Source organism: Devosia sp. (assembly GCF_036676215.1).
Taxonomy (GTDB): domain Bacteria; phylum Pseudomonadota; class Alphaproteobacteria; order Rhizobiales; family Devosiaceae; genus Devosia.
Genome location: NZ_JAKFDJ010000203.1, coordinates 13,237 through 29,994 on the forward strand (window position 1 = coordinate 13,237; position 16,758 = coordinate 29,994).

Sequence of the window (16,758 nt, forward strand, 5' to 3'; positions counted from 1 at the left end):
TGCTGCTCGCGCCGCCTCTGTGAGCGGCCTGCGCGGAAGCTCATTCAGCGCGCCGTGAGGTAACCACAGGTGATGCAACGTTGCAATTGAGAATCGCGTTTGGACAGGAACGATGACATTCCTTAATAAATCTGCTTATAAATCAGTATGTTAATGTTCTGCAATCGTTTCAAGTTCCGACTGATGCCATATGTATCGTTGCAAAACATGGTGGTTTGGTTTCCGCGTCTGCCGGTGTAAAAGCGGAGGCGTGGGGACAATGAGCGCATGAGCCAGAAGACCATAGCAGGCGGCAAGGGCCGGGGTGGCGCCAACCAGCGCGTCACGCTGCGCACCATTGCCGAAGTGACCGGGCTGAGCCTGTCGACGGTGTCGCTGTCGCTGCGCGGGGGCACGACGCTCAAGCAGGAGACGCGCGACAAGGTGGCCGAGGCGGCCAAGGCGCTGGGCTATGTCCCCGATCGCGCCGGCGTGCGGCTGCGCACAGGCAAGACCAATGTCATCGCACTGGTGCTGGACGGAGCCGAGGATTCGATCGATTTCGCGCGGCAGATGATCCAGGGCATCGGCCATGCCATCAAGGGCACGCGCTACCACCTGACGGTGATCCCCGAATTCGAGCGCAATCTCAGCGCCGACACGATCCGCTATATTCTCGACAACCGCACGGCCGACGGCGTCATCATCACCCATACCGGGCCGCGCGACAAACGCGTGCAGATGATGATCGACGCGGACTTCCCCTTTGTCAGCCACGGGCGAACGGAATTCTTCACGCCGCACCCCTATCACGACTTTCATTCCGAGGTTTTCGCTGCCATGGCGGTGGAGCGGCTGGCCAGCAAGGGGTGCCGCCAGGCGATGCTGGTGATCGGGGATGACAGCACGACCAATTACCACAATATCGTCACCGCCTTTCACCGGGCGACGGCGCGGGCCGGCATGGAGGGCCAAGTGCTGGAGGATACCAGGGGGCTGACGCCGGGGGAGATTCGTAAGGTCGGGCTCGACCTGGCGGGTCGGACGGAGCGGCCGGACGGGATCATCTGCGACAGCGAAATGCGCACCATCGCGCTGGTGGGCGGGCTGCAGGAGGGCGGGCTGGTGCTGGGGCGCGACGTGCAACTGATCTACAAGCAGACCTCAGGCATACTGCCGACGCTGTTCCCCTCGCTCGACAGCATCCGCGAGGACGTGTTCGCCGCCGGCGGTGAACTGACGCGCCTGCTGCTCAAGCGCATCGAAGGGGCGGACATCACCGGCCTGCAGACCATGGCTGAGCCGCAGCCGCATTGGCGCAGCTAGGCGCCGAATGGTCCATTTTTGCCTTTGCCCGGTCAGCCATCGTTAGTGATCGGTGGGGTATGCTGGCCCACCAAACTGGTGTGCGCAGTTGACCTCTTCGAGCTTACAGACCACCTCGCTGTCCAAGCAGATCACCTATCTCTCCTTCGCGCTGGCCACGGTGCTGATCGCGAGCCTGGCGGGATTTGGGTGGTGGGCAGCCTCCAACATCGATGACCGATCGATCGCGCGGGAAGCGCGGGCGGTGAATGTGGGCCTGTCCGAGATCGCTCAGCGGCTGCCAGTCGAGCAGGACAGCGCGGCGATCTGGGATGATGCGGTCATCAATCTGCGCGCCAACAACCGGCCCTGGATCGCCGACAATCTCGCAGAATGGATGAGCAGCTATTTCGGGCATGACCGGGTCTACATTCTCGACGCGCAGAGCCGGCCTGTCCGCGCGGTGGAGAAAGGTGTGGCGGCCGATGGCCTGATCTACGACCAGGACAGGAACGCACTCGCACCACTGGTGTCCGGACTGCGGAAGCAGATGGCGGCCGCCGCCCAGGGGTTGCCAGATTCGACTGAAGCGGTGACCGGGATGGGCGTGCGCGACCTTGTCGTGCTGGCGGGCGATATGCCGGCGCTCGCCAGCGTACGCCCGATCGTTCCATCGAGCGATGCGGTGCAGCAGGCGCCGGGATCGGAGTTCCTGCATATTTCACTTCGTTTCGTTGACCAGTCCGTCGCCGAAGAGATTGGCAGAAAATTCGAGGTGCATGGACTGGCCTTCGAAAGCACCGCCCAGACCAATGACGAGCGGATCGCCGCGCCCCTGCTCAATGCGCAGAACCGCATTGTCGGCTTTTTTTCCTGGGTGCCGCAGGAGCCGGCTTACGAATTGATCCGGGACACCGCGCCAGTGATTGGCGGCGGCGTGGCGATCGCGGCGCTGGCCGTTATCATGCTTCTGGGCCGCCTGCGACGAACCTCAACAATGCTCGAAATCAGCAAGGCGCAGGCCTCGTTCCTGGCCTTTCACGACTCCCTGACCGGCATTCCCAATCGGGCACTGTTCGAAGACCGCCTTGACCAGGCGCTGGCCAACCGGCGCCGCACGGGCTCAAGGCTAGCCCTGCATTACATTGACCTCGACCGTTTCAAGCATGTGAATGACACGCTGGGCCATCCGGCCGGCGATGAGCTGATCCGGCGTAGCGCCAAGCGGCTCGCCGCACTCGTGGACGAAGTCGACACCGTGGCCAGGCTCGGCGGCGACGAATTTGCCGTCATTCAGTTCGAAGTGACCGACATCCAGTCGGCTGTGGCCCTTGGCCAGGAGATCGTGGCGGCCTTCGAACCGCCATTCGATCTCGCCGGTTCAGAGGCGCGCGTCGGGGCCAGCGTCGGCGTGACCGTGGCATCAGATTCCGATGTCACTGCCGAGGACCTGATGCGGCAGGCCGATATCGCCCTCTACGAGGCCAAGGACAATGGCCGCGCCCGCTGCCAGTTGTTTGCCGGCGAACTCGACGATGCCGTCAGGGAGAAGCGGGCGCTTGAGATGGACCTGCGGTCCGCCCTGGCGGCGGGCAGCGGGCTGCATCTCGTCTATCAGCCGATTTTTGGCACGCATTCGGGCGCCGTGATCGGTGCGGAGGCGCTGGTGCGATGGGAACACCAGGAGCGCGGGCGCTTGTCACCCGCCAGCTTTATCGGGCTGGCCGAAGAACGCGGCCTGATCGGGCAGCTGGGCATGTGGGTGCTCGGCGAGGCCTGCAGCTATGCGGTGAAATCGCAACTGCCCTGGGTGGCCGTCAACGCTTCCCCACTGCAGTTTCGCGACGAGCGGTTCGCCGACCGGGTATTCCAGATACTGGCTGAGACCGGGCTGGAGGCCAAGCGCCTCGAGATCGAGATAACCGAAGGGCTGTTGCTGCAGAATTCGCCAATGGTGCAGGAAACGCTGATGCGGCTGCGGGCCCGGGGCATCAGAATTGCGCTCGACGATTTCGGAACGGGCTATTCCTCGATCAGCTATCTGCGCAACCACGGCGTGGACAAGCTCAAGATCGATCAATCATTCACTGCCCAGCTCGGCAAGAATGGCGAAATCGACGGCATTGTGCGCTCGATAATCGATCTGGGTCGGGCCATGCATATGGGTGTCACCGCCGAGGGCGTTGAGACCGAGACCCAGCGCCAGTTGCTGGGCGCAATGGGATGCGACCAGTTGCAGGGCTATTTGCTGGCCAGGCCGCTGCCGCCGATGGAGCTGGAGGCGATGCTGCTGGCCGCAACTGCTAGCGCAACCGAGACAACGAACCCCAGGTCGGCGGCCAGTGCAGGCTAATCCCACGCGCCAAGCTTACTTGGCGCGCGGGAGAGTGTAGCTACATGCCAGCGGCGGCCTGCGCCGGTGCGGTATGGACGGTTGCCCGGGCCGTCGCGGCCTTTGCCCGTGCCAGGGGATAGCCCCCTGCCTCGTAAAGCGCCCTGATGGCCTTGCCCTCAAATCGCCGTTCGTCGACTTCAAGGAAGGAGCCGGCCAAAGCGTTTTCGGGCAGTTCCTCCATGCAGTACTGAATAGCTTCAGACGCCTTGGCGAAGCGCCGATACTGCGCTGCCGCGGTCTTGGCGTAGCGCTTGGCGACGAAAAGTTCGGCTCTGGCGTTGTAGTCGATGTCCACCATTGGAATCTCCTTTGGAATGAATTGCCGGGCGGCGACGCGAGCGGGACGGATTGTCCTGGTGCTTGCGGGGAAGCGGGTAGTCGGGGCTACGATAGAGCCAGGTGAACTGCTCGGGCGAAAACGTCGTGTCGCCGATAGTGAGACGGGCGCCACGAAGGCTGACGGGAGCGGCTTCCTCGAGAGCGAAGCGGATTGCCTGGGCGGCGGTGCGGAAGCTGCGCGCTCCCTGTGCCGACGCGGTTTGCCAGTCGCTGCCGAGAAAAAGCTCGGCGCGAGCCTGGAAGTCTGGATATGTCATGTTTTCTCTGGTGATCCGGCAATGCGCTCGGATCTCTTTCTAATGCTCCGGCAACATGCCGGAGAGATCGGGCCCGCGCGAGGCGGGCCCGGCAGTTTGTTACTGAACGAGCGTCAGGTTGGCAGCCGAAGCCTTGCCATCACGGCCGGTCTCGAGCTCATAGGTAACCTTGTCGCCTTCATAGAGGCCATTGAGGCCCGAGCGTTCGACAGCGGAAACATGGACGAAAGCGTCCTTGCTGCCATCTTCAGGGGAGATAAAGCCGAAGCCCTTGGTGGAATTGAAAAACTTAACGGTGCCGGTGATCATGGCTAAAGCCTAACTGGTCGTGCCCCAGCCAAATCAAATGGCCAGAAAGCATCATTGCTGCCCCACAACATGTAGGGGCAGGTCTAACACGCTCTCAAAAACAGGGGGGTAGCGAAAACCGGAAAACCGGCGATCAGATAGCCATGTGAGCTCAAACGTATGAGGGCTATATAGGCGCTAATGGCGCAGATAACAAGGCCGCAGCGAATCACGGGCGCGCGGCCCTCCTCCAGGCTAGAGCAGAACGAGCATTCCCTCAGACACCTGATGGGTCACATCGAAAGTGGCCGGCGCCTCATCGCGCGCAGCGAAAGCCCCCAGATCCCGTAGCTGTTCGCCGGTGAATTCGAGCTCATAGCGCGGCGGTGACTTGCGCCCCGACTGCATGGTGCTGAAGGCGGAGGCGCGCTCCCAGCCGTCATAGCGGCCGGCGGGCAGAAATATTCCGCGCGCCAGTTCGAACTCATCGTCGGCGTGAAACGACACGGCTTTTGGCTTCTTGCCCTGGCGCATTGATATCTCCTCGCTGGCCTGCAGCCTATTCGAACAGGCCGGGTGGAATACGGCCGATCTCCAACAAGACTATCGGCGTGTCATAGGCATCGGTTTCGATGTCGACCTCCTGGGAGAAGGCGACGACACCGGCGCGAATGGGCCCGAGCCGTTCCGCCGTGGCGATGGCCAGGGCCTCAGTCTTGCAGGGTCTGACGACGTCGGCGATGAGCTTGGAGCCCTTGAGGGTAAATCCCTGGACCAGATAGGCGGTCGACATGGCGGTTCCTTGGGTAAGTGACGGGGCGGGCCTCAGCGCGCCAACGGCATGCTTGATGTAAAGGTGGCGTGGGTAATCGTCGTGCTGAAGCCGGCCGGTCCGCTGCTCACATCCAGGCGGGCCTCGAGCTGTGCCACCAGCGCCTTGACGATGGCGGTGCCCAGGCCATTGTCCGGCGGAGTGTTTTCAGGCTTGCCCGCGCCATTATCCGACACGACCAGGTTCCAGTCGTCGCCTTCGGTCTCATAGGTCACCAGAACACGCGCATCAGCCCGCGCCTTGGGAAAGGCATGCTTGATCGCATTGATGAGCAGTTCGGTGACGATAAGACCGATGCTGACGGCCCGGGCGGAGGGGATGGTTACCGAATCGGCAATGACCTTGACCTCTATCGGCTGGCCTTCGCCCACCATGGAGGTCGCCAGGCCGCCGCAAAGCTGGGACAGATAAGACGACACCTCGATCTGATCGATGCCGGACGCGGTATGCAAATGCTGCTGCACCGCAGCCACCGACATGACCCGCTGATGCGCATCCTGCAGATGGCCTCGCGCTTCCAAGGAGGTCACGGCGCGAGCCTTGAGCATCAGGATGCTGGCGATGATCTGCAGGCTGTTGGCAACGCGATGCTGCATTTCATCGAGCAGCACCTGCTTCTGCCGCAGAAGCTCTTCCGTCTGGAGCTGCAACGCCTCCCGGTCGCGCTCGATGCCGCGGCGCACGGTGACATCCATGAAGGCCAGCAGCATGGTGGCGCTGGTACCGGTCTCGTAGATCACCTTGCGCGCATTGAGCAGCATGGTGCGGCGCCCCACATTGGGAAAGTCGTGTTCGACCTCGAAGCCGTCCATCGAGGTCTTTTCCGGAATGATGGTTTCCAGCAGCAGTCGCAGGTTGGGGATGTCCCATTGTCCATCCCCCAAGGAGTAGAGCAGCCGGCCGCTGGTTTGGGCTGGGTCGACCTTGAAGGTCTCATAAAACGACCGGCTGGCCGCCATGACGCGAAACTGCTCATCCAGCACGAGAAAGGGCTCGGGGATGGTATTGACGATGGCCTGCGCAAGCGTCTGGGCATCTTTGATGTCGTTCAGCGGATCCAGCATTTTGAGGGGGGCCAATCCGGACGGCGGTAAGCGCGGTTGGCGCTGCCATTGCCGATCCTAGGATCAACTCTATAGCATGACGGCGTGCACGGATACGGCTGGCTTGGTGACCGGTCGGCGGATCGAATGCCCTATCGGCGCGTTGAGCAACACAGTTCCCAGCATGCAGTCAACGAGGAATGGGCAATCCTGGGCCTGCAAAGAAAGTTGGCGCCTTCAATGATTACCGGCAAAACCACCATCCTCGTCGTCGAGGATGAAGCGCTTGTCCGCATGGCAATTGCGATAAGCCTGGAGGAAGCGGGTTTTGCGGTTCTCGAAGCCTCGAACTATGACGGGGCCATGGCGATGCTGACGGAAAATCCGTCGGTTGCCGCCATGTTCACTGATGTCGACATGCTGCCGGGATATAGCGGCATTGAACTCGCCAAGGTGGTTCGCCGGCTCTGGCCGCCGATCAAGATCCTCGTCACCTCTGGACATCGCCATATCCACGATAAGGACCTGCCCTTTGCCGGCCGGTTCGTGGACAAGCCCTATGACGCGGCATGGGTGATCACATCACTGCGCGAGATGATGCTGACGACTTGATTCAGTGGCCTGAGACCCCGACGGATTGTCCGGAAAAGGCGCAAGACAAGGCGCCGCCGCGCGCATGTCTGCCTTGAGCCTTGCGGGCAGCAGGGTCGCAATGGCTCTGAAAACCCCAGAGAATAAGGGATCTTGCGGCACTGGTTGCCATAACCGACTTCGGGATTTGGTTCGATCCTGCCCCATTGCGGGCACCATCTGCGTCAACCATCCTCATCAATGCAGAGCAGCAAGGACATGCCCATGCGAGACGAACCAACGCGAACACGGCGAGCCCTCGGTCACTATGGTTGGCTGGCGCTCAGTCTGGTCCTGGTGGGCGGTGCAACTGCCAGCGAGCCCTACCTGCTGTCGGTCTCCGACAAGATCGCCGTCAAGGTCGTCGAGTGGAAAGCTGGCGAATCGACCTTCGAGGAACTGACGGCGCTGGGTGGTGAGTATGTTATCGGCGCGGATGGCCAGGCGTCGTTCCCGTTTGTGGGCGCTACCCAGGGCGCCGGCAAGACCACGACGGACCTTGCAGCGACGCTGGGGGCCGAACTGCAGCAGGCCCTGGGACTGCCGGTGGCGCCCGACGTCACCATCGAAATTGCCACCTATGGCCCGATCTATGTCAGCGGCGATGTCAGTACGCCCGGGGAATATCCCTTTGCCCCCGGCCTCACCGTGATCAAGGCGCTGAGCCTGGCCGGTGGAGAGCGTCGCGGGGCCGATGCCGGCGGCCGGCCGGAGCGGGAATTGCTGACCACGTCCGGCGCTCTCGACGTGCTCAAGGACGAACATGTGCGCCTGCTGGTGCGGCGGGCGCGGCTCGACGCGGAACTCGCCGCAGCCGAAACCGTGACGCTGCCGCCCGAACTTGCCGAGGTGGAGGGCGCCCAATCGCTGGTGAGTGCCGAAGTGGCCATCCTGCTGGCCCGGCAACGCCAGATGGCGGCGCAGACCACCTCGCTCGATGAGGAGGTGGCGCTATTGACCCGCGAGATCGAGACGTTCGAGCAGAAGCGGGCAGCCATGGAGCGGCAGCTCGAGCAGGCGCGCGAACAGCTCGGCAAGATTACCCAGCTCTCCGATGACGGGCTGGCGCTGGCCTCGCGCGTCACGGCACTGGAAACCAATGTGGCCGACCTCGAAGGGCGCCTTCTCGACATCGATACGGCGAGCCTGCAGGCCCGCCAGGATATCGGCGCGGCCGAGCGCGAGCGGGCCGAGCTGGGCGACATGCGGATTTCCGACCTGTCGCTGGAGCGACAGGCGGCGGATGGGCAGATCGCCGCCCTGGCGCTCAGGATTTCCAGCCAGCAGGCGCTACTGCAGGAAGCGGCGCTCTATTCGGGGGTCGAGGTTGCCACCGGCGGGACGCAACCGAGCTACAGCTACACGATCATCCGCGAGGGCGAGGAAGTCGCCGCGGACATGAGCACAGCAGTGCAGGCGGGCGACGTCATCGTGGCCCGGCTCGCCCTTTCTCCATGAGGCAGAGACCGAGCCGTTCCAGGCAACCAGCGTAAAGGCGTTCCTATGACTGATACGATGCAGAGACGAATGCGGGCTGTCGCCCCCCTGTTGACGGGCCTGATACTGCTGCCGGTTGCCGCGATGGCGCAAAGCACGAGCTTTCATGACGATTTTGCCAGCCTCGACAGCAAGCGCTGGTACGTCTCGGATGGCTGGGCCAATGGGGCCCATCAGAATTGCACCTGGTCGAGCGGCCAGGTAACGGCGGCGGACGACATGCTCAAGGTCGGCTTTGCCCCGGTGCCGAAGGGCGAGCGGCAATATAGCTGTGGCGAGATCCAGACCAAGCAGGCCTATGGCTATGGCACCTATGAGGCCCGCCTCAAGACGCCCGCCGGATCGGGGCTCAACGCCGCCTTCTTCACCTATATCGGCCCCCAGCAGGGCAAGCCGCATGACGAGATCGACTTCGAAATCCTGCTCAAGGATACATCGATCGTGGAGACCACCACCTTCGTCAACGGCAAGAGCGGCGATGGCGAGATCGGCGCCGGGCAGAAACATACCCTGCCCCACCCATCGGACAGCGATTTCATCGACTATGCTGTGACCTGGGAGCCGGACGAGATCCGCTATTACATCAATGGCGAACTGGTGCGGACGTTGACCGATCCGGTGATGATCCCAAGCAATCCACAGCGCATCTTTTTCAGCCTCTGGGGCACGGACACGCTGACCGACTGGATGGGGACGTTTACACCGCCGGCCGGGCCCATCGCCATGGAAGTCGACTGGGTCGCCTTCACCGCGCCGGGCGAGAGCTGCGCTTTCCCCCAATCCGTGCTGTGCGCGGATTGAACATGGCGAGGGTCGCCACCATCCGGAAATGTAACGAGGGCCTATAGATGAAACTGGTGTTCTTTCGCGGCAAGGTGCCCAATTTCGGCGACGAGCTGAACCTGCATGTCTGGCCGGCGCTGTTGCCCAGGGACTTCCTCGACGAAGACGAGAGCGAGCTGTTTGTCGGCATCGGCTCGATCATCGGCACCCAGCTCGATCCCAAGGCGCGCAAGTTCGTCATGGGCTCGGGCTATGCCGGCTATATGGGGCTACCGGACGTGCATGACGGCAGCTGGGACATCCGCTTCGTGCGGGGGCCGCAGACGGCCAAGAAGCTCGACATAGCACCCGAACTGGCGATCTGCGACAGCGCCGTGCTGTTGCGGGCGATGGAGCTGCCGGCGCCTGCTGCGGGTATCGGCATTGCCTTCATGCCGCATTATGAGAGCCTTGAGCGTGGCAACTGGGCCGAGGCCTGCCGGCTGGCCGGGATGACGCTGATCGACGCCACCGAGCCGGTAGACAAGGTATTGAGCCAGCTGCGCGGGGCGAAGCTCCTGATCACCGAGGCCATGCATGGCGCCATCGTCGCCGATGCGCTGCGCACGCCCTGGATCGCGGCCAAGCCGATCTATGGCGGGCACCACATGAAGTGGCTCGACTGGGCCGGGGCGCTCGATATCGATTTGCGCATGAACCTGCTCAAGCCCACCAGCGTGCTGGAATACTATATCGGCCGCACCGGGCGCGGCGGGGGACAGGGCAAGGTCGGCAAGCTGAGCCGGTCGCCGCTCGCCCGCCTGCCCAATAGCATACTGACCCAGGCGGCAGCACGGCACCTGCAGGAGATGGCGAAGCTGGAGCCCCAGCTCAGCGCCGACAGCAAAATCGCCCGGGCGACCGAGCGGGCACAGGATGCGGTCGCCAGCTTCGTGCAGAGCCGGGTCTCGGTGAGCTAGAGCCTAGCGGCGGCGAACCAGGGTTGCCTTGATTTCCATCATCTTGCGGCGGCCGAGCAACAGCACGACCGCCCCATAGATCGTGGCACAGGCCGCGATGGTCGCGCCTAGCCGGAGCAATGGACCGACCTCGGCCAATTGCGCCTGCACCAAAAGGCCCGCAACCAGCATCACCACTGTCGCAAAGACCGGCAGCGCAAAACTGGCAAGATAGGCCCAGGGCGAGATGCGGAGCAGGCGCACCACCATGTAGACCGTGGGCATCCACATGATGAAGTTCTGGATTACCAGCGCATTGGTGAGCGCGCTCACGCCCCAACTGCTGAACAGGAAGACGTAGAGCACCGTCACCGCCTGCTTGCCGGCCATGTAGTAAAACCAAAGGTCCGCCTGGCCCTGGCTTTTAACCAGTGACGACTGCAAGACGCCCACCGCCGTCAGCAGCCCCAGCGCGCACATTGCCTGCACCACGGGCACGGCCTCGGTCCATTGCGGGCCGAAGGCGAAGGGGATGAGGTCGGCGGCGACCAGCGCCAGGCCGGCAAAGACGGGAAAGGCGATGATGGAAGAGGCGAAGGTGCCAAAGAGATAGGCCTCGCGCAGCTTGTCGGGCTCCTGCTGCATCGAGGAGAGCAGCGAATAAGACACCAGATTGAGCGCGCCGGTGATGAGATCGGTGAGGATCTGGAAGATGCGGCGGGCAAAGCTGTAGAGGCCCAGACCTGCCGGCCCCAGCAGCGCACCGATCAGCAGCTGGTCGATGGTGATCGTGGTGATGAAGTGATTGCCGGTGGAGAAGAGCCCAAAGGCCCGCAAGTCCTTCAGCGCCTTGAGATCGAAGGTCAGGCCAGGCCGCCAGCGCGCGGCGACTAGCGCGCCGATGCAGGTGACGATCGAGGTCGCGAGCTGCGAAAAGGCCAATGCCCAGAGGCCAAAGCCGAGCCACAGCAGGGTAAGGCAGCCGATTGCCGCCACCAGCGACGCCATTGTGGTGCGCAGGGCGATCTTGCGGAACGACATGGTGCGCACCAGCAGACCATTGGGCACAGCCGCGGCCATGTCGAAGACGACGCGCAGCCCGATGAACGGAATGAGCAGGGCCAGTTCCGGCTCGGCAAAGCTCGCGGCCAAGGGTCCGGCAGCGGCGAGGATGACACCGTAGATCATGAGCGCCGCACCGATGCAGAGCCAGAACACGGCATCGAGATGGCGCGGGGTAATGGTGTCCCGCTGGATCAGCGCGTCGCGGAAGCCGGCAGGAGCCACCGCCATGCCGACGGTGGCGATGCTGGCGGCGAAGGCCACGATGCCGAACTCGGCCGGGCCGAGCACGCGCGAAGTCGCCATGAACACGATCATGCCGAAGGCCGCCGGGGCGAAGTTCGACAGCATGGACCAGAGCGCGCCCCGCATGGCGGCGGCGGCGCGGCCGGTCTTGACGTGGCCGAGGTCCGGCCCGGCGGCAAGGCCGCTCATGGTTGTCATGGTTGAACCGATCGATAGTCTGGCCGGCTCCCCTCCTTTGAGGCGCGGCGGTGAAGCTGCATGCCGTTTCGTCTCAGTGTCCCGACAGGGCCGCGGCGCCGCGCTCACGCACGAAGCTGTTGAACTCGGGGGTCACGCGGCCGAGTAGGCGGATGGCAAGGCCCCGCCCGCGCAGCCGCCAGGCATCGCGCGGTGGCAGGTGGCCGGCGATGCCCGGCGCCAGGAGGGCCTTGGTGACGCCCTGGGCGCGCGCCTGGGGCGGAGCGGCAAAGAGCGGATTGGTCAGGAAGCCGGCGCGTTGCGCGGGCGTCGCGTCGTGCCACACCTGGCGTTGCAGTGCCTGGATGGAACGCTTGAGATCGAGTTCACGCCGCAGATAGGAACTCTTGAGCTCTGCATTGCGCGTCGTCTGCTCGGCGTTTTCCGCCCAGACCGCCAGCGGCGTCATGGCCACATAAACAGGTTCGGCAATGGCGAAGGTGCGCAGATATTCCTGCAGCGTCGCGGTGCAGGGATACTGGATTTCCAGCTGGCTGCTGGTATTGCGCGACCAGAACAGGCCACCATTGGAGACGCCGATCCCGATCAGCAGCGACAGGCGGAAATTGGGCGCCTCATAGAGCCCCTCGAAGAACAGATCATCGAGTACCCCTTTCTCGCTCAAATGGGCAGAAGCGGTGGCGCTGGCGTGCTCGACCAGCTGGTTGCGCAGCACGATCTCGATGTCATGCGTCCGGCACAAAGCGATGTTTTCGGCGCAGAAGGTGGGCAGGATGAAATTGTCATCTTCCACCACGCAGAAGTAGTCGGCGCGATGCGGATTTTTGGCGGTGAAACAGGAGTCGATGTTGCGCGAGGCAAAAAGCTGCGGCGCATTGTGAGTGTAGTGGATGCGGGAATCGCCCAGCGCCTCGCAGACGGCCCGTCCCGATTGAGCAGGATCGTCGTCATAGACGTCGCAGACCCAGTTTTCCCAGGTCTGGGCGATCATGGATTGCAGCGCCCGCTTGAGAGCAGCGGGGCGCTTGTAGGTTGGGGTACGGATATGGACCAGGCCGGCGGCGAGTTCACGCATCGATCAGTCCTTTATGCTGGTGGGACAAGGGGGAGGCGGCCCGGGCGCGGGCCTGCGCCTGGGCACGGAGCGCCAACAGACCCTGGGCGGCATAGATGAAGGTGCAGACCGCCAGGATGGAGCGGACGGAAAACTCGAAGAAGACCTCGACCTCAATGAAGCTGCGCAGGATCATCAGCACCTGCAGGCCCAGCAGCATGGCATTGGGCGCATTGGGCCGCAGCAGGGCATAGGCGGCGATCATCAAGCCGCCGCCATAGATGATGAGTATCTGCAGCAGCAGCCCGACAAGCCCGATCTCCACGGCGTTGGAGATATAGGTATTGTGGAAGTTGAAGCCGGCGCCGGAGGGGACCAGGAACATGGCCCACAATTCCTCGGCCGGCGCGAAACCGCTGACCCAGAACGCCCGGTAGCCAAGACCCTGCAGCGGCCGCTCGGCAATGAAGCTCAACCCCGTCGCCCACAGCTCGGTCCGTCCGGTCAGCGTGGGGTCCTTGCCCGAGCCTTCCAGCACATCGGCCAAGAGGGCATCGCCCATGGTGAGCACGAGCAGCGCCAGCGCTGCCAGGGCGATGGCGAGGAGGGCGGCAAGAAAGAGCTTCTGATAGGGGCTCAACCGACCGGTCAGCATGACCAGCCCGATGATCGCCAAACAGGGCACGACCATCAGGATGGCGCCCGCCGACTGCGCCAGCAACAGCAGCGGCCCGGAAATCAACACCCCGCCCAGCGCGGAAATCCGCAGCAGGGGATGGGCGCCCCTGTCAGATACCATGGCCATGGCGATCAAGGCGAAAACCGCAATATGCGCGGCGAAGGCATTCTTGCTGCCGAAGATGCCCAGCCACGCGGCCCCGCCATTGCGGCCGATGACGACACTGGCCACGACGCCGATGACATAGACCACGAATAGCCCGCGCATCAGCGTCGTGGTGGAGATGCGTCCCGTGATCACCACGGCCACGACCAGCGTGAAGGCCAGCTGCAACCCGTAGCGCAGGCTATTGTCGGGGTATTGCGACCAGAGCGCAGTCAGCAGGCAATAGGCCGGCAGCAGCAGCACCACCCACCAGCGCATGACGCTGTCGAGGCTTTGCGGCACATTGCTGACGATCAGCAGCCCGCCACAGGCAACGAAGACCAGGGCGGCCATGGAGCCCAGCATGGCGTTGAGCACCAAGGCGGCCAGCGCCGCAAAGGTAAGGATGGCCGCGACGTTGATCGGAATGTAATGGCCACGACCGGGCATCGACGCCATCATGAGACTTGCGCCTGTAGATTGGCTTTCGCCACGGGCTCGCGCAGGCGGGCCAGGGGAATAAAGCCAGCGGCATAGCGAGAGGACTTATCGGGGCAGATGACGTCAATGGGCTGCCCGCGGGCAAGATCGGCCAGATCATGCCAGGCCCGCCTTGGGCGTGGCGAGGTCCAGTCCATATCGCTGACGGGAACGTAGTCCGGCACGCGCAGCCCGGATGGACCAAGCTGCAGCGTTTTTGCGGGCGATAGGCCAGCGGCTGGGACGGCCACCGTCCAACGACGGCCTTCGAGAAAGGCGCGCCAAAGTCGTGGCGCCAATCGCGGATCCCGCGCCAACAGGGACAGTGCCAAACCGAAGTTCCGGCTCTTGATGGCAGCGACGAGGCGCTCAAAGGCCAGCCCCTGGCGCAATTGGGCATGCCTGGCAGCGAAAGCCGCGGCAAGCGGAGGCGGCAGGGCGCCAAGCTGGCTGGTCATTTTCTCCTGGCTATCGATCATGGCAGCCAGATCGGGGACGGACAGCCGATGGGAGATGGAGCCGCTATGGCGGCGATAAAGATAATATGGCTCGGGGACTACGACCATGGCAGCGCCGGCCAGCAGCAGGCGCAGCACCAGGTCATAATCCTCGCCGATGCGCAGGTTTTCGTCATAGCGCAGAGCGCCCAGGACGTCCGCGCGGATGAGGGGCTTCAGATAGCCGAGGGCCGGGGAACCATCGACACCCGCGCCGACCCATTGTTCGGTCGTGACGGAAAACAACCGGTCCTGATCGGCGCCAAGCAGCAGGCCCACGGGCGAACCGTCCTCGTAGAAATGCAGCAAATCGTCAGCGACGATCCCCGCACCGCGATGGGCGGCGGCGGCGAGCAGGCGCTCGAAGCGCTCAGGATGGATGATGTCGTCGGCGTCGACCACGGCGATCCACTGGCCCCGCGCCGCGTCGAGCCCGCGATTGCGGCAGCGTGCCGGCCCGCCATTGGCCTTGGCGCTGATCAGGCTGACACGGGGATCGGCGCGCATGAACTGCTCCACCAATGCGACGCTATGATCGCCCGAGGCATCGTCGCAGACGATCAGCTCGAGATCCCCGACGCTTTGCCGCAGCACCGACTCCATGGCTGGAACGAGCTTGTCGCCCGCCTGGTAATTGGCCATCACCACCGAAATCAGTGGCGTGGCGACGCGTGCCGTTTGAGGGCCGGTCGATCTCATGATGTCACCATTTGTTCGTCCGACTGGCCGCGGCTAGGCCGCGCCGCCATCCAAGGTGCGATCGAGTTCGGCGAGCATGTCGCCAAGCCTGGCGATCTGCGCGTCGATCTGGCCAATCCGGCTGGTGGCAATGGCGGCGTTGGCTTCGGCCTCGCCGATAGCCTGTTCGTCCTCGCTACGGCGCTCGGCGTAGTCACCGGAATTATCCAGCAGGCTCGTCGCCTGGGCGTGAAAGGCATCAAGCCGCTGCTCCAAACCCTGCCGCTCGCGGACAGCCTCGTCCATGGCGGCGGCGATAGTGCGCCGAACCCTCATCAGACGATCCAGGTCCGTATTGGCGTCACGCTGGGAATTGCGGGTGCGAAACAGCTTGGGCGGCAGGGGCGGAATGCGTGCCATGATCGATCCTCAGCGGCTGCCGGTGCGCGAAATCACGACCTTGACCGTCTTGACCAAGATGATCAGATCACCAGCAAATGTCCATTCCCGCACATACTGGCTGTCGAGGCGAACTCGCTGATCGTAGTCGACATCGCTGCGACCGCTTACCTGCCAGAGGCCAGTAATGCCCGGTCGCGTTGCGGCATAGGCTTCAATCTCGCCAGCATAGCGTACGACTTCATCATGCACGATCGGACGCGGGCCGACCAGACTCATCTCGCCGCGAATGACATTGATCAGTTGAGGAAGTTCATCGAGGCTGGTGACCCGGAGAAAACGGCCGAGTGGAGTAACGCGTGGATCGTTACGCAGCTTCTGGGTGGCCTCCCATTCCGCGCGGGCCTGGGGGAACAATTCGAGGTGCCGCGCCAGCGCCTGCTGGGAGTCGACCACCATGGAGCGAAACTTCAGGCAGCGGAACCGCTTGCCGTTGTGGCCGATGCGCTCATGACCAAAGAGGATGGGCCCGCGGTCGGTCGAGAACATGATGACGGCAATGAAGAACATCGCCGGCAGCGCGAAGAACAGCATGGTCGATGCGGCAATCACATCGAAGGCCCGCTTGGCCACCCCCCCTTTCGGCACTTTCGTCTTGGATGTCTGGCTCGATACATCAAGTTCGGCATTTACGATCGACATGTCGCTATCTCACTAAATAGAGGTGCTTGGCGGGTTACAATTTCGCTGTCCGAACCATTCTTTCCTGGTGCATAAGTAAAAATTTACGGGTTTTTCACAACTCGCACGGGGCACCATTGGCTAGCACAATATATCTGACGCATTTCTCCCAAACAAGACTTGGGAAAGCCCGAGAGGCGCACCTCATCAATGCCATGAGCATAGCATGGCGCGCCGATCGACCATCGTCACGAGAAGGGGAACATGATTGCCTGTAGGTAGCAACCCCGAGGCTGCATATCTGCGATGCACCGGGAATGCCGCAAAATTGGCTCATTCACCGCTGATCGCCAC

At 63.2% G+C, this 16,758-nt stretch carries 17 protein-coding genes; 6 read left to right on the forward strand and 11 right to left on the reverse strand.

Features of this window, described 5'->3' with window-relative positions; translation table 11 throughout:
* The first annotated feature begins 267 nt into the window (after positions 1-267).
* Positions 268-1,305 carry a LacI family transcriptional regulator gene (locus tag V6M52_RS16615; RefSeq protein ID WP_332701910.1) on the forward strand — a complete coding sequence of 346 codons (1,038 nt, stop codon included), beginning with the start codon at positions 268-270 and terminating at the stop codon, positions 1,303-1,305.
* An 88-nt stretch (positions 1,306-1,393) separates the two neighbouring features.
* A complete protein-coding gene (locus V6M52_RS16620; RefSeq protein ID WP_332701912.1) occupies positions 1,394-3,637 on the forward strand; it encodes a putative bifunctional diguanylate cyclase/phosphodiesterase in 2,244 nt (747 codons plus the stop codon).
* A gap of 40 nt (positions 3,638-3,677) precedes the next feature.
* Here V6M52_RS16620 and V6M52_RS16625 read toward each other — a convergent pair whose 3' ends face one another.
* From V6M52_RS16625 to V6M52_RS16645, 5 genes are all read right to left on the reverse strand, one after another.
* A complete protein-coding gene (locus V6M52_RS16625; RefSeq protein WP_332688723.1) occupies positions 3,678-3,977 on the reverse strand; it encodes a hypothetical protein in 300 nt (99 codons plus the stop codon).
* A 397-nt stretch (positions 3,978-4,374) separates the two neighbouring features.
* Entirely contained in the window at positions 4,375-4,584 is a 210-nt protein-coding gene (locus tag V6M52_RS16630; RefSeq protein WP_332688721.1) for a cold-shock protein, read from the reverse strand.
* Positions 4,585-4,818: 234 nt separating this feature from the next.
* Positions 4,819-5,097, reverse strand: coding sequence for a hypothetical protein (locus V6M52_RS16635; protein ID WP_332688719.1), 279 nt, complete (start codon positions 5,095-5,097; stop codon positions 4,819-4,821).
* 25 nt (positions 5,098-5,122) lie between these two features.
* The gene (locus V6M52_RS16640; RefSeq protein ID WP_332701914.1) at positions 5,123-5,356 is read right to left on the reverse strand and encodes a hypothetical protein; all 234 of its coding nucleotides are present in this window, start codon (positions 5,354-5,356) and stop codon (positions 5,123-5,125) included.
* Positions 5,357-5,388: 32 nt separating this feature from the next.
* On the reverse strand, positions 5,389-6,459 hold the full coding sequence (locus V6M52_RS16645; protein WP_332688715.1) for a sensor histidine kinase: 1,071 nt from the start codon (positions 6,457-6,459) through the stop codon (positions 5,389-5,391).
* Between the two features lie 84 nt (positions 6,460-6,543).
* On the opposite strand from V6M52_RS16645, the gene V6M52_RS16650 reads away from it, so the two are divergent.
* The 4 genes from V6M52_RS16650 to V6M52_RS16665 all read left to right on the forward strand — a co-directional run bounded on the left by V6M52_RS16650 (position 6,544) and on the right by V6M52_RS16665 (position 10,307).
* Positions 6,544-7,050 carry a response regulator gene (locus V6M52_RS16650; RefSeq protein ID WP_332688713.1) on the forward strand — a complete coding sequence of 169 codons (507 nt, stop codon included), beginning with the start codon at positions 6,544-6,546 and terminating at the stop codon, positions 7,048-7,050.
* A 243-nt stretch (positions 7,051-7,293) separates the two neighbouring features.
* Positions 7,294-8,526 carry a polysaccharide biosynthesis/export family protein gene (locus V6M52_RS16655; RefSeq protein WP_332688711.1) on the forward strand — a complete coding sequence of 411 codons (1,233 nt, stop codon included), beginning with the start codon at positions 7,294-7,296 and terminating at the stop codon, positions 8,524-8,526.
* A gap of 69 nt (positions 8,527-8,595) precedes the next feature.
* Positions 8,596-9,366: a family 16 glycosylhydrolase gene (locus V6M52_RS16660; RefSeq protein WP_332701916.1), complete on the forward strand. Its 771-nt coding sequence runs from the start codon at positions 8,596-8,598 to the stop codon at positions 9,364-9,366.
* A 47-nt stretch (positions 9,367-9,413) separates the two neighbouring features.
* A complete protein-coding gene (locus V6M52_RS16665) occupies positions 9,414-10,307 on the forward strand; it encodes a polysaccharide pyruvyl transferase family protein (RefSeq protein WP_332688707.1) in 894 nt (297 codons plus the stop codon).
* A 3-nt stretch (positions 10,308-10,310) separates the two neighbouring features.
* On the opposite strand, the gene V6M52_RS16670 is transcribed toward V6M52_RS16665, so the two are convergent.
* The 6 genes from V6M52_RS16670 to V6M52_RS16695 form a co-directional block, all read right to left on the reverse strand.
* Positions 10,311-11,783: a lipopolysaccharide biosynthesis protein gene (locus V6M52_RS16670; protein ID WP_332701918.1), complete on the reverse strand. Its 1,473-nt coding sequence runs from the start codon at positions 11,781-11,783 to the stop codon at positions 10,311-10,313.
* Positions 11,784-11,865: 82 nt separating this feature from the next.
* Complete coding sequence (locus V6M52_RS16675) at positions 11,866-12,867, reverse strand: glycosyltransferase (RefSeq protein WP_332701920.1); 1,002 nt, start codon at positions 12,865-12,867, stop codon at positions 11,866-11,868.
* On the reverse strand, positions 12,860-14,131 hold the full coding sequence (locus V6M52_RS16680; protein WP_332701922.1) for an O-antigen ligase family protein: 1,272 nt from the start codon (positions 14,129-14,131) through the stop codon (positions 12,860-12,862). The genes V6M52_RS16675 and V6M52_RS16680 overlap by 8 nt, the downstream gene beginning before the upstream one ends.
* The gene (locus V6M52_RS16685; protein WP_332701924.1) at positions 14,128-15,345 is read right to left on the reverse strand and encodes a glycosyltransferase family 2 protein; all 1,218 of its coding nucleotides are present in this window, start codon (positions 15,343-15,345) and stop codon (positions 14,128-14,130) included. The genes V6M52_RS16680 and V6M52_RS16685 overlap by 4 nt, the downstream gene beginning before the upstream one ends.
* A gap of 33 nt (positions 15,346-15,378) precedes the next feature.
* Positions 15,379-15,744 carry a hypothetical protein gene (locus V6M52_RS16690; protein ID WP_332688697.1) on the reverse strand — a complete coding sequence of 122 codons (366 nt, stop codon included), beginning with the start codon at positions 15,742-15,744 and terminating at the stop codon, positions 15,379-15,381.
* Positions 15,745-15,753: 9 nt separating this feature from the next.
* Entirely contained in the window at positions 15,754-16,356 is a 603-nt protein-coding gene (locus V6M52_RS16695; protein WP_332701926.1) for a sugar transferase, read from the reverse strand.
* Between the last annotated feature and the right edge of the window lie 402 nt (positions 16,357-16,758).